At 69.9% G+C, this 14,670-nt stretch carries 9 protein-coding genes and 1 pseudogene; 5 read left to right on the forward strand and 5 right to left on the reverse strand.

The features are described from left to right. Window positions 1-855 precede the first annotated feature (855 nt). A complete protein-coding gene (locus tag ACH4XV_RS47895; RefSeq protein WP_395800849.1) occupies window positions 856-1,185 on the forward strand; it encodes a hypothetical protein in 330 nt (109 codons plus the stop codon). 577 nt (window positions 1,186-1,762) lie between these two features. Here the strand turns inward: ACH4XV_RS47895 and ACH4XV_RS47900 are convergent. Beyond that, a complete protein-coding gene (locus ACH4XV_RS47900; protein ID WP_395800851.1) occupies window positions 1,763-3,715 on the reverse strand; it encodes a hypothetical protein in 1,953 nt (650 codons plus the stop codon). 790 nt (window positions 3,716-4,505) lie between these two features. On the opposite strand from ACH4XV_RS47900, the gene ACH4XV_RS47905 reads away from it, so the two are divergent. Continuing rightward, window positions 4,506-5,390 carry a hypothetical protein gene (locus ACH4XV_RS47905; RefSeq protein WP_395800853.1) on the forward strand — a complete coding sequence of 295 codons (885 nt, stop codon included), beginning with the start codon at window positions 4,506-4,508 and terminating at the stop codon, window positions 5,388-5,390. A gap of 171 nt (window positions 5,391-5,561) precedes the next feature. Here ACH4XV_RS47905 and ACH4XV_RS47910 read toward each other — a convergent pair whose 3' ends face one another. Continuing rightward, window positions 5,562-5,711: a hypothetical protein gene (locus tag ACH4XV_RS47910; protein ID WP_395800855.1), complete on the reverse strand. Its 150-nt coding sequence runs from the start codon at window positions 5,709-5,711 to the stop codon at window positions 5,562-5,564. Between the two features lie 217 nt (window positions 5,712-5,928). Between ACH4XV_RS47910 and ACH4XV_RS47915 the strand changes: the two genes are divergently transcribed. Beyond that, the gene (locus ACH4XV_RS47915) at window positions 5,929-9,609 is read left to right on the forward strand and encodes a tetratricopeptide repeat protein (RefSeq protein ID WP_395800857.1); all 3,681 of its coding nucleotides are present in this window, start codon (window positions 5,929-5,931) and stop codon (window positions 9,607-9,609) included. Window positions 9,610-9,882: 273 nt separating this feature from the next. Here the strand turns inward: ACH4XV_RS47915 and ACH4XV_RS47920 are convergent, their stop codons facing one another. Then, window positions 9,883-10,617: a hypothetical protein gene (locus ACH4XV_RS47920; protein WP_395800859.1), complete on the reverse strand. Its 735-nt coding sequence runs from the start codon at window positions 10,615-10,617 to the stop codon at window positions 9,883-9,885. Between the two features lie 582 nt (window positions 10,618-11,199). Here ACH4XV_RS47920 and ACH4XV_RS47925 point away from each other — a divergent pair. Beyond that, window positions 11,200-11,769 (forward strand): cytochrome P450, encoded by a 570-nt coding sequence (locus ACH4XV_RS47925; protein ID WP_395800861.1) that lies wholly within the window; start codon window positions 11,200-11,202, stop codon window positions 11,767-11,769. A 73-nt stretch (window positions 11,770-11,842) separates the two neighbouring features. Here the strand turns inward: ACH4XV_RS47925 and ACH4XV_RS47930 are convergent. Continuing rightward, a pseudogene (locus ACH4XV_RS47930) lies at window positions 11,843-12,031 on the reverse strand (transposase); the annotation flags it as partial. A gap of 360 nt (window positions 12,032-12,391) precedes the next feature. Between ACH4XV_RS47930 and ACH4XV_RS47935 the strand changes: the two are divergent. After that, window positions 12,392-13,513 carry a PP2C family protein-serine/threonine phosphatase gene (locus ACH4XV_RS47935; RefSeq protein WP_395800863.1) on the forward strand — a complete coding sequence of 374 codons (1,122 nt, stop codon included), beginning with the start codon at window positions 12,392-12,394 and terminating at the stop codon, window positions 13,511-13,513. Between the two features lie 52 nt (window positions 13,514-13,565). Here the strand turns inward: ACH4XV_RS47935 and ACH4XV_RS47940 are convergent, their stop codons facing one another. Next, the gene (locus ACH4XV_RS47940; protein ID WP_395800865.1) at window positions 13,566-14,186 is read right to left on the reverse strand and encodes an ATP-binding protein; all 621 of its coding nucleotides are present in this window, start codon (window positions 14,184-14,186) and stop codon (window positions 13,566-13,568) included. Between the last annotated feature and the right edge of the window lie 484 nt (window positions 14,187-14,670).

The following is a 14,670-nucleotide window of genomic DNA, read 5'->3' on the forward strand; positions in this document are numbered from 1 at the left end:
CCCGTTCCAGAAAACCGCCGCGACCGGCCCGCCGTCGAACGATTCGACGACGTTCGAATCCGAGCCGTTTTGGAGCCGACCGGGAGCCGGTGGCGAACGGGCGCACCCCTCGGGGACACCCGGAAGTCCCGACCCGCGATGATCCGCAGGCCGAGGTTTGGGTTTCGCCGACGGTGAGGTGAACCGCGGAGCTGTGTATGTGCACGGCGACGGCCGTGGATCGGATGCTCACGGGCCGTGTTCCGCTCGTCCGCCGAAGCGGTTCCGCAGTCCGGCTCCCTCGACGCGTGCTCACCGACACGGACGCGGATCCGGCGGTCGCCGTGCGCACCGGCCGGCTCCGCGCCCCGGGTCGCGGCGCCTACCGGGTGCCGCTGGCCAGTGGCACCCGGCGTTCCGAGGACATCGTGCGCAGCGCCGGGCAGGCCCTGGAGCGCGTGCTTTCCCCCGGGCGGCAACTGGAGTTCGCCGACCCCTTCAAGGCCGCCGTCGACGAGGAAGCCTTCGCCGCCGACCTTCCGGCGGGACCGCGTAGGGAATGGAGAAACGGAAATTCCGCCCGCGACCGACAACGCCGAAATAATTCGGGGGCAACCCAGAATCGGGACGCCTCACCTTCGGCGGCAACATCGTCGAGACCGGCATCGACTCGCACCGCCTCGCCGCCACACTCGCCCGACCGGGCGGCACACGGGCAGCCGACCCCCACGTCCGGGCTTGGTCCCCTCCGAAGGCGAGTTCCAAGGTCGATCGACCCTCGATCTCTTTCCCGTGGAAGTGTTCATGCCTCGCCGGTCACCGGGCGAGGTCAGAGCGCAGCTCCCGCAGCGCCGCACGCCCCGTCGGCGGACACCCGTGATCAGCGGATTGTCCGCGTCGGCGAACAGAAAGATCGCCGCATTCGAACGCAGCCGCGGCCTGCCCCCGGGCGAGGTCGCACACGCGTTCCGCCGCTGGCGCAACACCACCCGGCGGACCCTCGGGGACACCGAACCCTTCCACGAGGCAGCCGACGCCGGAATCTGCCGCGACGACCATCACGTCCGGACCCTGCTGGAACTCGCGCTCCACACCTTGCGCACCAGAGCCCGACGCGAATTGAGCGCAGCCATCCGCCCCGCAGACGAGCGCAACCTCCGCCGCACCCTCAACAACCCCTCCGCACACCCGGGTCTGCCCTGGTGAATGCGCCGAATCGACCTCTGACAGCCGGCCGTTTCCACCTCCGACCGACAGAATTCGGAGGCGCCGGCGTGGTGCGCGTCGAACAACTCCCGGGCCCGGTCGGGCGGCAACGGCCGCGTGATGCGGCGCATACGAGGGTCGTCGGTCGATCCGGCCGAGGAATCCGAACCCGGCCCCATCACCGGGCCGTTACGGCGCCGAACGCCTGGACCGGGTCAGGAGCGGACCGGAGCCGCGTCGGGCACCTGGAAGTCCCGCGCGCCCACGTGGAGTCGGTGACGCAAGGGCCGGCCCGATTCCTCGGACCGGCCCTTCCGTCGCGCGCACCGCTACGTCCAGCGCATCCCCAACGCGTCGAGCGCCGCGATCTGCTCCGCCGGCAACGGGCCGTCCAGCACGACGCCGGCCCGGGGATCGGTGTTGGCGATCGCGTTCTCCGGCCCGTGCCTTGCGGAGGTGGACTGCCTGGGCGGAGTGGGAACGGTCGCAATCGCTCCTACTCCGCATCCGTCGGATCACCCCGCTCCATCGGACCAACGACCCCCGCGAGATGGTTACATGATCGACCGGACGCGGTTCAGCCGTGCGAGGTCCAAGACGAGAACGATCCGTCGGCACGCTCTCCACTGACGTACAGCAGACCGCTCGGACTGATCGACAGCATCACGATGTTGCCGTCCCGGTCCAGGCCGGCGGCCGGGACGCCGACCAGCAGACCGCCGCGATCCGTCCAGGCGCCGAACGGCTGATCCGGCGCCGCCTGCCGAGAGAAGCTCACTCCCCCACCGCGGTTGCGAATCGCCGCCACCATGCGACCGTGGCTTGTCACCATCGCCGGCTCACCGACACCGCCGTGAGCGTCGGCGCCGGGCGAGAAGTCCCCCGGGCCGAGCCAACCGCCGTCGGGCTGCGCTTGATACAGGGTCATGGTGTGGGCATCGTTGGGCCGACGGTAGGTCAACTCGATTCGCCCGGACGCGTTGAGTCCGGTCGAAAGGCCGCTCGCGGCCGTGATGTTCGGGAAGTTCGCGTCCGATACGAACGGCGCGTTCGGGGCGGGTTGGTACCAGTGCAGAACCCGGCCCCGCGTCGGAGCGAACAGTTCCATCCGGCCGTTGTAGGTCTTGACCACCTCCGGGGGGCCCTGAACGTCGGAACCGAGCATGTCCGTCCACCCGTTCCAGGAGCCGTTGGGCGCTGCCTGCCAGCGGGTGCTGATTCCGCCGCCGGCGTTGCGGACGAAGACCTGGAGCCGGCCGTCGGCGTTGGACGACACGACGGGGCTGCTCACCCGGAGCGAGGGCGAGTTTGCCCAAGGCCCGCTCACTTCGTTGGGTGAGCCCAACTCACCCCAACCCCAACCGCCGCCGGCGCTTTGGAAACGCGTGACGATCTCCCCGGTGTCGCGACGACGAAGAAACACCTCCATCCGACCATCGGCGTTGTTGTGAAGGCTCAAGCCGGCGTCCAGGGCCCAACCGTTGTCGCCGTGGGCATACGGCCCCTGCCAGTTCAGCGCGTTGTCCTGGAACCACTCGAAGAGGCCACCCCCCGTGACGACGAAGGCGTGCAGGAGCATATTGCCGTCCCGAGCGACCCATTTCGTCCCCCGGGGCGCCCGCGAGTACTCGGCACCGGTCCACTCGGTGCCGTAGGTACCCCCCGTCACGCTGTCATGGGGTCGGTACTCCGCGAAGATGTCGTCCTTCTCGTCCCGTTCCGGTTGCGCCAGGTTGGGGGGCATGACTTCGATGTTGTAGTCCCGATAGTGCTCCAGGAGCACCCGCTCGTTTGCGACACGGCCGTAATCGCGCACGGCTTCGTCCGCGAGGCGCGAGGCCGCGACATGGGCCTCGTGGTCACCGTGCCATTTGCCCGGCACGGACAACTGCATGTCCGGTGCCGAGTCCTGCGCTCGTACCGTGGTCGCCCCGTACCAGTAGAGCAACGCCGACGTGAAGCCGACCAAACTACTCCGCGTGTACTCGTGCGGCCACGCGCCGCTGTTCGGATCGCCGTCCATGTCCAATGTCTTGATGGCCGGGGGCCATCCGTTCTCCACCTCGGCCAACGTCACGAGGTCGTCTGTGTGGGATGCCTCCGGCAGGTTGAGGAACACCAGCTTCAGACCGGTCCAGGTGTCCAGCGTGAACTCTTCGGCAATGCCTCCCGACATCGAACGCTCGGTCAGGGTCCAGCACCCGCCCGGCCCCGCCTGATCGCGCCGGCATTCGTTGTCGTCGGTCAGCCCCGCCATCCGCGCGTAGGCCGCCCGTACTCCCGCTTGGCGATCCCTGACATAGTCAAGGCTGTAGGTCTTTTCGCCCCCCTCACCGGCGGTCAGGTAGATCGTCGTCGTATCGACGCCCGCCTTGATGCCTCCCGACACGTCCGGATTCATGAACAACAGGTCGTCGTCCTGGTGCGCCACGACCTGCACGAAGCTCGGGATCAGGGGGATGACCGCCGAAGCATTCGGCGCGGACAACCCCTGAATACCGATCAATGCGGCCGCGACCACCGCGACCACCCGCCACCGACATCTCACTGAACCGTCCCCACTCATACGGCGGTTCCGTGCTGTCGCACGGACTGTCCCCAAAGGACCCTAGCCGGCCGGTATACCATCACCAGGACCGCCGGGGAGACCTTGCCGTCCAAACGTTGGGCGACCTCGTCCACCGGTGCCTCTGCGGGACGAGAGGCGAGGCACTGATAGCCGACGACGCGGGACGACCACTCGAGCGGGGGCCGGCCGCGCGGCCGGACGGCGATCCGGCCGGTCCGACCCATCGCCCGGCCCCTTCGCACCCCTTGGCGGGCATCGGACCGGCCAAGATTAGCGTTTACCTCTGGTAGAGACCGTCTGCACAGCCCGCCTGACACGCCCCGGCCGCAACTTGGTCCTGGTGCCCGCGCTTGCACTCGCTGTTCCGCACCGCTGGGCGCCTGTACGCGTCCCTGTCGGCACCGATGGGTCGGGGCGCACACCGGTGGCCGGAGGGATCTGCGACCGAAGGAGGGGCGTTGTGAGGGCACGTGTGCTCAGAACCCGTGTGCGGGGTGAGGAGGTCGAACTGCCCGGCACGATCGCCGGGATCCGTGAGGCGCTGACCGAAGCCCCGGAACGGGCCGGGTTCGTGCGCGAGGTGGAGAACGTCGGGGCCGACGAGATGTTCGGTGTCCTGGCGAAGTGTGCTCTGCCTACCCCCAGGCCTACGACCCGGACGAGGACGCCCCCGTGGAGCGGCTCAAGGCGGGCGATCTCACCGGAGTGATCCCGCCGAGGAGCTCCAGGACGACGCTTACCGGACTGCCGGGTGACCTACCGGCTCGTCTACGCCCCCGAAGTCGAAGCCGAACGGGGACACCTGACGCCCGAACGACGCAAGCGATTCGACGCGGGCATGGCCGTGATAGTCGCGGATCCCTACGCCCACGGCAGTCCGGTCCGCGGCGACCGGGACCGGCGCGAGGTCACGGTCTCGAACGTGGCCTTCGCACGGTACGTCATCAGCGCCTCGGTGGTCACGGTGACGGTGTGGGCACTGGGAAAACCTCCGGCGCGAGCGCCGCTTGGCCGGCCGCCCGGAGACCGCAGGAACGGCCGGGACGAGGCACGCGTCATGGTGCCCAACCCCGGGCGGTTGCGGCAGAATCGGGAAATGCCGTCGACCTCACCGCCGTTCGAGTTGCGTCTGCGCCGGACCCGGAACAACACGAAGATGATCGTGATGGCGATCGGTGTCTGCGCGTTGATGTTCGTATCCGGCGTTCCGCTCGGCCCGGCGATCGCGGGCTGGGCGCTCTTCGGGTCGGCCGGGCTGCTCGCCGCGGCCATGCCCCGGATCGCGCCGGTGGCGCTGCGCATGGACGCCGAGGGCGTCGCCGTGTCCCGAGGGGTGCGGCGCCCCCGGCGGGTGGCGTGGGCGGACGTGGAGGCGGTGGTGTCCTGGCAGGTGCGCGACGGCAGCCACTGGGTCGGCGTCGTCGCCACCCCCGAGTACCGCCGCCGCACCGGCCTCGACACCCGACGCGGCGGCCGATGGATGGACAACATCATCGGCCTGCCGATCGCCTGGACCACCACGAAATGGGACGGCCCACCCGACGAACTCAAGACCATGGTCGCCGCCTTGTGGCGCATCTCCCCCGATACCCCCTGGATCGACGCCGCACTTCACGACCGCACCGCGCCCACCTGAAGCACCCGTACCCCTCCGGGGGCTTCCCGCCGGCCGGCACAGGCGTCCCTCCTTCCTCGGCCGGCGCGTTCGTCGCCGCGGTGGTTCGCGCACACCCGCACGCGGTAGTCCCCGGGGCCGAACGTGGCGCCGGGCCACCCGCCTGCCCCGGGGACGCGGTGCGCCGACGGATCAGTGGCGGCGGATCCACCACAGGACGGCGACGACAAGGACCTTCCCCGACGCGGACGCGGCGGCGAGCACGAACGAGTGGCATGCGACGCGTGCGAGTCGCCGACCGGCGCCGCGTCGCTCCGGCCTCGGCTTGGACTTCGGCTTCATGGCTGTGTCCCTCCGGTTCGGTGTCGGCCGACCCGCCCTTCCGTGGCCTGCCGATGAAGCCAACATCCAGGTGGTTCCGACGGGTTGTCCGAAGCAGCGGGCGCATCGGGTGAAACCCCTTTAAGCTCCTGATCGGACCGCTTTCCGTCGTTCTCGGCAGCCGGAGGATCGGGCGGGTCGGGCGCCTGCGGACCGGGGAAGGCCGGGAGGAGGCAGCGTGGCGCGGCAGTATGCGCCGCAGTTGTACGACGAGTTGCGGAGCCTCAAGGCCAACGCGGATCGGGCGGCCCGCGACGCCGGCGAACGACCCCTGTCACAGAAGGCCATCGAGACCGCGCTGCGCCAACCCCCATACGAGATCGCGGATTTCCGCGGCAAGCTGATCAGCGAGTGGCTGCCCCCGGACCCCGTCGCCGCGAAGGTCCCCCAAACTCGCAGCGATCGCCAAGTGTGGGCCCTGGCCGACCTGTGGAGCCGTCGAGCCGGTAAAGGCGCCGAGCGCCTCGCGTACTGGCAGGAGCTCGTACATCTGGCCCAGCACGAGCGCACTCTGGCGGCCGCATCGCCTCGTCACGGCCTGACCGAGCGGGACGCCGGGTCCGAGGCAGGCGGGGCCCGGGCGGCGCCTGCACCCCTCGACCCGCCGTACAGGCAACTGGCGCCGGACGCACCGGAAGTGTGGATGCTGCTGCCGAGCTTCGGCGTGGTGCCGTACCTCGGGCGGGACGACCTGCTCGATGAACTCAAGGCGTGGTGCGCCGAGGACCGGCCGTTCAGCATCGGCGTCATCGCGGGCGAAGGCGGGTCCGGTAAGAGCCGTCTCGCCGCGGAGCTGTGCGACCGAATGCGGGCGAGCGCTTGGGAGGCGGGCCTGGTCTCAACGACACAGGCACTTACCGAGTACGTCCCCGAAGCGTCCACGCTGATGGTCGTCGACTACCCGGAAGCGTGGCTCGCCTGTCTCGGCGCCGCGCTGGAACGGTTGGCAGGCCGGATATCCGGACCGCCGGTGAGGGTGCTGCTGCTGGCGCGGCAACCGGCGGCGCGCTCGCACTGGTGGGCCGACGTCGACCGGACCAGCCACCGCACCACTTCGCTGTTCACCAACTTGCACCGTAACCTGGCCGAGCACCCGCTCTCCCCATCTGAGCGCCGGGAGCACGCAGAAGCTGCGATGGAGGCATTTGGGCAGCGCCTCGGCATCGAGCCGGGTGCGGTCCCGGACGTGACCGACGACGAGTTCGCCAACCCCTTGCTCGTACACGTGGCCGCGCTGCTGGCGGTGCACGGCGGGCGCCGAGAACCGGGCTCCTCGCGTTCCGTGCGCGAGGATGTCCCGGCTCATCTGCTGGACCGCGAACGGAACCGGTGGGCCCGGCTGCGGACGGTGCACCAGCTCGCCGATCTGCATGAGACGCACGCTGTACGCGCCGTGCTGGCTGCCGTGCTCACCGGTCCCTCGGCCGACGAGGTCGCCGGCATGCTCGCGGCGCTGCCCGAGTTCTCCGAGGCGGCGCAACGCGAGCGGCGCGATCGAATCGGCTACTGGCTGGCCGAGTTGTACCCGGGAGAACCCCTCCTGGCTTCGCTGGGACCGGACCTGCTGGTGGAGGAACTGCTCGACTCGGCGGCACTCGGCACCGTCGGCCTCGGGCAGGTGATGGCCGCCGTACACGGCCACGGCACGACGAGTACACGCCACCGCAGTCGGATGCTGGCCACCGTGCGGCTGGCTGCGGAGCGCCGCCCGGCGGTGCACTCGGCGCTGCGCGGATTTCTGACGGCGAACCTTGCGTCCCTCGTACGGCCGGCACTCGACGACCCGGACGGCCTCCTGGCAACCGCGCTGGACAGCGCCCTGACGTTCTGCGGTGAACGAAAGGACCCCGAACTCGCCCTCGCCTTCGCCTGCGCCGGACTCCAAACCGAAGTGCCCGACTACCACGAACGCGGCGCGCAACTGCTGTGCACGATGATGCGGTTGGCACTGCCCCTCTTCCGTGGGATGGCGGACATCGACCCGGACAACGGCCTCGGCGTTCTCATCACGGGGCTGTCGCAGCTGATTCACCGTTACGAGAAGGCCGGCCGGGACGAGGAAGTCCTCGCGCTGAGCGCGGAATGTGTGCGAGTGCGTCGGCAGCTCGTCGACCGCGATCCTGAAGAATATCTCTCCGAACTATCCTTCGACCTGAGCAATCTCGCGTCAGCACACTCAAAACGCGGTCAGCATCGGGAAGCACTCCAGGCCGCCGAAGAAGCCGTCGCGCTGCAACGGCGACTGATTGAAGAGGGCAGTGGGGACGGCGCGCGACTCGCCCTCGCCGTGCACACGCTGAGCGGCGTCCAGCTGGAACTGGGCAGGCCCACCGACGCGCTCGCGACCAACGCCGAATCGCTACCGGTCCTGCGCCGACTCGCCGAAGGGGGCGATGCCTACTACGTGCCGGTGCTGGCTGAGGCGCTGGGGTACCTGAGCGCCATCCTGTCCGGGCAGCACCGCTACGAGGAGGCACTCGCGGCGACCACGGAGGCCATCGGGCTGCGCGAGCGTCACGCCGGGCAGCGCCCGGACAAGTACCTGCCCTCCCTGCCGTACGACCTGCACAACGTCGCGAGTGTGAACGTGCTTCTCGGCCGGTACGAGGACGCGCTTGCCGCCGCCGAACGCGCGGTCGCCGTGGGCCGCCGGCTCACCGAGGCCAACCCGTCACGCCACCGCACCGTGTTGATCCGGAACCTGCGGCAACTCGCTCGGATCCATCTCCGGCTCAACCGGCCGGACGATGCGATCGCCACCGCCGAGGAAGCGGTCGCACTCAGCAGGCGAAGCACGAACGCAGCCCTCGCCGCATCGTTGCGGCAGCTCGTGGACCTGCTCACCGAACTGGACCGGCATGCCGACGCACTGCCCGTCTGCCGGGAAGTCGAGGCGCTGCTCCGGCAGTGCGCGGAACCGCCGCGGCTCGCCGAGCCGGCCCCGACACTGTCCGCGCTCAGCGGGATCCAGGCCGCCCTCGGTCGACCCGACGCAGCCCTCACCGCGGCGCAGGAGGCCGTACAGGCCGCCAGGCGGCTCGATGTGTCCGAACACTCGACACTGGCGAACGCGCTGATCAACCTCGGCGACCGGTATGCGCAGCTGGGGCGTCTCCCGGAAGCACTGGAGCACACCGCAGAAGGGGTGGAGTTGCTGCGCGCGGCCGGATCCCGAGCCGAGCTCGTGCCCGCGCTGGCCAGGCTGGCCGACTGCCACGCGCGGCTCGGTCATCGCGACGAGGCGCCGGCCTCGGCCCTTGAGGCTGTTCGGCTGGGCGAGGGCCTGCCTCGATTCGATCTCATTCGCGATGGCATCAACCTCGCCTACGCGCTACACGTACTCGGCAACATTCACCTCGGCCTGGGACGTCCCGAGGACGGAGTCCGGCCCCTGCTACGGGCCGTCGAGCTCTACGAGCAGCTCGCCGACGCTGACGACCGCTACCGGCCCGGTCTCGCCGCCGCTTTGCACAACCTCGCCAACATCCAGATCGCAACAGGCGCTCACGACGCGGCAGTCGCCAGTTGCCAAAGGGGCGCTGCCATCTATGAGCGGCTGGCTGACGAAGACGAGGACGCCTACCTGGGACGGTTCACCGGCTCACTGAGGGATCTACGGAGATGTCTCGCGACAGCAGAACGGCTTGAGGACGCCCTGCTCGTGACAGCGCGGCTGGTGGAGGTCCTGGAACGCCTCGTGAGCAGGAGGCCCGAATTCGGGGAGCTGCTGGCGCAGATCCGTACCGAGTTCGACCGCGCGATGAGCCTCATGGGAAAGTTCGCCCAAGCTCGGCGGGCTGCGGGACTCGACGAGGTCTATCGAAGACTGGCCGGGGAAGGGCCGGACCGCACCGAATAGACAATCGAATCGACTTCCCGACAGAGATGCGCAGACCCTGGGCAACACGCGCGCCCTCCTGGGCATGGCGACGACGGCCCAGGCCGCGAAGCCCGCCGACTCGACGACCATCCACGCCTGCTCGGCGCCGTCGGCATCGACTTCGGCAAGGAGTGGTCGCGTGAACGCTTCGGTGTCGTTTCCGTGTGCCTTCTGGCGGGTTGCCGGCGCTCGGGTGTACGTCGCGTCCGGTGCGTGGTCCATCGCCGTTCCGTCGTCGTTGCCCGCCGTCGGTCACAGACGGGCGGCGGCCTTGGGGACGAGTCGGGGCAACAGGTCGGCCTCCCAGCCGCGTTGGGGGTACCCGTCCGGCGTGGACAGGTGGCCCAGAGGGGTGATCCGGACGATGAACTCGTCCTTGCGGAACTGCACGCCTCCCTGCGCGCTGTAGCCGGCATCCGCGCCCGCCGACGGCGGCAACTCCCGGTAGTCGGCGGCCCGGCGCGGGCCGGAGGCGGTGAACTCCCAGTCGTGGGTCATCTCGGCGCCGGTGGCGATCGACACGATGTCCACGGTCAGGCTGATCGTGCTGTACGCGTCGATCACCCGAGGTGTGTCCAGCGTGAGCTTGCAGGTCGTACTGCGCAACGCGGGCCCCTTGCTCTTGAGGAATCCGCGGGCGTCGGCGGTCCCGACGACTTCGACGCCGCGCACTTCGGGAAAGACCTCCCGGACGTCGCCGGCGGTGACGATGTCGCACGCGTCCGGCCACGTGGTCGGGTCGTCGGGTCGAGCCGTGAACCTGCCGTCCTTCGCGGGCGCGGGCGGCGCCGAGGGCCGGACGTCGGCGGTGCGCACCGGCTTCGCGCTCTCCGGCGGCATCCGGCCCGTGGTGTCGATCGACGGGAAAGCCGGCATCGGCTTTTGCTCCGCGGCGGCGGGCGGTCCCGCTCCGGCGGGATCCTGGAACGCCTTGCGATCGTGTCCGCCGCCGCCGTCCGTGCCGTTGATCATCAAGGCGGCGACCACGGTCGATACGATGCCCGCCGCGACCAGTGCGACCCATCCGACCGGACCACCCGCAAACACGCCGGAACGCTCCCGCCCGCCGACCTCCCCCGGCCCGACCGGAGGCGGAAAGGGCGGAAATGCCGGGGCGGGCGAAGCCGCAGGAGGCGGCGGGGCGGATACGGGTCGAGGCGTGCCGGGTAGATCACGCTGCGCTTCGGACACACTGAACTCCAGGAAATCACAGACTCGTTCGGCGCCGGACGTCGTTCGCCACCCTGTACGCGAACCGTCCCGACCACGGCACGTTAGGCGCCCGGCAGCACACTCGGCATCCAACGAGCGCAGGAGAACCGGGTAAACCCTGGCGGTATGCGAGCACGGTCGGTCCGCATGTGGGGTTGGGGTGGATCCCGGTATTCGGCCGCGCCGCGGTATGTACGGCGTTCCGTGCTGTCGTGCGCGGGTGCACCAGGCTGTTGCCCAGGTTGTTGACGACCTCGGGCGGGACCGTCAACGCGTACTGGCGGGGCACACCCGGGGCGGAGGTGCTTCAACTGCCCGTGGATCTCCTGGTAGGCGGTATTGCCGCGGAAGCCGGACATGGGCCGCCGGCGCAGCCGCGCCTGGGTCGACGAGATGCCGGCCACCGTCGGCGTCACCGTGTTCGGCGCCGGCACCGTCTCCACCTCCGGCTTTCTCACCATGGCCCTGGTCCACCTCCTCGCCCACCGCACCACCTGGAACCTGCTGCGCGAGCGCCGCGACCTGGTCGAAGCGGGCGTGGAGGAACCGCTGCGAGTCAACCTGTCCATCGGTGACGCCCTGTCCCGGCTCGCCCTCGCCGACGTGCGGCTCGGCGACGTCGACGTCGACGTCAAGCAGGGCGAGTTGGTTCTGGTGCTGGTCGAGGGCGCGAACTTCGGCCCGGAGGCATTCCCGGGCCCCCACCGCTTCGACCTGGACCGCACCAACGCCACCGGCCACATCTCTTTCGGCGCCGGTGCGCACTACTGTCCCGCCACCGCACTGGGACGCGCCCACGCCCGGATCGCCTTGGAGGCGCTGCCGGATCGACTGCCGGACCTCGAACTCGCCATTCCGGTGGATCAGTTGGTTTGGCGCACAGGCTTCATGAAGCGGATTCCGGAACGGCTTCCGGTGATGTGGTAGGTCACCGACACGAACGCCCGGCCCTCGCCTACCGGGAGCCAGCCGATCGCACGGGCACGGGTGGCACCGAACGTCCCTGCGGGCTGTTCGCGTCCCGGTGAGAGTGCGTGTCGTGGGTGCCGGCCGGGGCGGGACCCGCGGAGGAGGCGAGGTGGGCGGCGGTCGGGAACGACGATGCGTCGCCGATGCTCACGAGGAGGGTGGCCGCGGTCCTGACGCCCATTCCGGGCATCGAGGTCGGGACCTCGGAAAGAGGGTAGGCCGGCGTCACCTCGGGCCGGTCGCGGTCGTTGTGCCCGGCGTGCTGTCGTACGGCTTTCGTGTCGTGTTTGTAGAATTGTGTCCATCAGAGCAATAAAAGTCCCACTTACGCCGAGCGGCGCGGACGACCACCGTCCGAGCCACCCGAAGGCGCCGGCTCGGGCGTTGCGACGGCCGCGGAGGCGATGTCTGTTATGTTCGAATGCTGCCCGGGAAGTTCGTCCGAAGCCGTCGCGATCGACCTCGGGAATGCGGGTAACCAGGGACGGGATGCCGTGTGAAGCCTCTTTCGAACGACGCGATCACGGCGGGCGGTCTACTCCGGGCGAGTCGCCACGCCATTCTGGAGGATCTTCCGGGTTTGATCGCCGCTCATGCTCCGGCGCTGGGCCTGGCCCGCCCGCTGATCTACCTCGTGGACGTGCAACAGCAGATTCTCCGCCTGGTCCGCGGCTCGGGCGAGCGCACCGGGGCAGCGGACGTGGTTCCCGAAGCGGAGCTTCGCATCGATGCCACGCTGGCCGGTCGCGCCTACCAGAGCGTCGAACTCGTCGAGTCCGGCGAAGTACCCCCCAGGCGTTTGTGGTTGCCTCTCGTCGACGGCGCCGAACGCCTGGGTGTCCTGGGCCTGGAAACCGACGAAGCCGGCAACGCCGTCCTCGACGAGGCGTCCGACCTCGCACTCCTGGTGGGGTTGCTCCTCGTGGGCAAACGCGCCTACAGCGACACCTACGAACGTATGGTCCGCACCCGCCCGATGGGCCTGGCCGCCGAGATGCAATGGACCCTGATGCCGCCCGGTTCCTTCGCCGGCACACGGGCCACCGTCAGCGCGGCCATGGAACCGGCGTACGAGATGGGCGGCGACGCGTACGAGTACGCGGTCGACGGCGACACCGCCCACCTGGCCGTCTTCGACGCCATGGGCCACGACACCTCCGCCGGCCTCACCGTCGCCCTCGCGCTGGCCGGCTGCCGCAGCAGCCGCCGCAACGGCGTGGGCCTGGTCGAAACCAGCGAGGCGATCGAGGCCGCGCTCATGGAACAGTTCGGCCGCAGCCGCTACGCCACCGCGATCATCGCCGAACTCGACCTGCTCACCGGCGCCTTGACCTGGGTCAACCGCGGCCACCACCCACCGATCGTAATCCGCAACGGCCAATGGGTCGCCACCCTGGAACGCCCGCCCGCCCACCCTATGGGCACCGACATGGGCCTACCGGTCAGGTTGTACGACGAGCAACTCGAACCCGGCGACTGGCTCCTGCTCTACACCGACGGCGTGACCGACGCGCGCAATCCCCACGGGGAGGTCTTCGGACTCGACCGGTTCGTCGACTTCGTCATTCGCAACATAGCCGATGGCCTCCCCGCCCCCGAAACCCTGCGCAGGCTCATCCGCGCGATCCGCGAATACCACCACGACCGTCTCCGGGACGATGCCACCATCCTGCTCCTGAAATGGCACGGTCCGAGCGCCTGACCGCGCCGAATCGGGGACACGCCGCGCCCGGCCGGCGCGCCCGCCGCCCGAATCAATCCCTGACGAGGGCACCCGGCAGCATCGCACGCGAACCCCCGCGCGCCCACGAGCGGACCGCGCGGGCCCGCCGCCGTACCGCCACCTGCGGTCGGGGCGGTCGCACTCCTCGGCGGGCCGCAGCCCAGCCCGCCGTTCCCGCGCGGCGTCCGCGGCCCAGGGCCGCACGGATCGAGGCGGCTCCGTATCGGGCACGCCCCGGCGCCGGCGCAACGGCTCTCTCCGGAGCGGGGCCCTCGATGTCGGCCCACACGGTTTTGCCGCCCCGCCGCGCCCGGACGCCCCACTCGGTGGCGAGCGTGTCGAGGATGTGCAGCCCGAAGCCGCCCCCGCGTTCCGGGTCGGTGTCGCGCCGGGTCGGCGTTCGGGGATCGCCGTCGGTGACCGACAACCGGATACCGCGTCGGGTCCGGCATATGGCCAGGACCACGTCTTTGTCGGTGTGCAGTTGTGCGTTGGTCAACATCTCCGACAGGACCAGAACCGTCACGGCCTCGCGGTCCCCGTCCCACCCCCAGTCGGCGAGGGTGGATCCCACAGCTGTACGGGCCCGGGCGCAAGCCCCGGTTTGTCGTGGCACACGCCACCGGACGAGGAAACGACGACGTCGAAGCATGACCTTCCTCTCGGGTACTTTGGCGGATGGTGTCGAGTTCCACCTGGGCACGTGGGCACGCAACGACTCGCCCGCCGCCCGCTCCGGGCTGGTCCGCGCGCGGGACCGAAGCGGGAGACCACGAATCCACCGCAGGGCCGTGACCTGCCCGTTCGTACCCGGCCGAGCCTGTCCGGAGCCCGATACCGCCGTGCCCGCACACCTGCCCGGTGACCCGCGCCTCAAGCGTCGTCCGCTCGCGGGAATCGATATTCGACCCCCGCGAACCCGGCATATCGGATGGCGACCCCGGCGGCACGGGGCGTGTGCCTGCCGCGGTGCAAAAAAACCCACCTCGATCGGGTGTACTCCTCGCGCGGCGGGGCACAATGCTGCGGCCCACAGCCGACCCGAAAGCAGGAGGACGCCGACATGAACCGCACCGCCGCGACCGCCTTCCTGGCCCCCGACGCAACCGCGACCCCCACCGAGGATGGCGCGTTCG

It is taken from the genome of Embleya sp. NPDC020630 (genome assembly GCF_044334985.1).
Lineage (GTDB): Bacteria > Actinomycetota > Actinomycetes > Streptomycetales > Streptomycetaceae > Embleya.

Bases quoted from the DNA above. Each gene is read 5' to 3' on its own strand.
- ACH4XV_RS47910 (WP_395800855.1), bottom strand. From the start codon at position 5,711: ATGAAGCCGAAGTCCAAGCCGAGGCCGGAGCGACGCGGCGCCGGTCGG.
- ACH4XV_RS47940 (WP_395800865.1), bottom strand. From the start codon at position 14,186: ATGCTTCGACGTCGTCGTTTCCTCGTCCGGTGGCGTGTGCCACGACAA.
- ACH4XV_RS47925 (WP_395800861.1), top strand. From the start codon at position 11,200: ATGGGCCGCCGGCGCAGCCGCGCCTGGGTCGACGAGATGCCGGCCACC.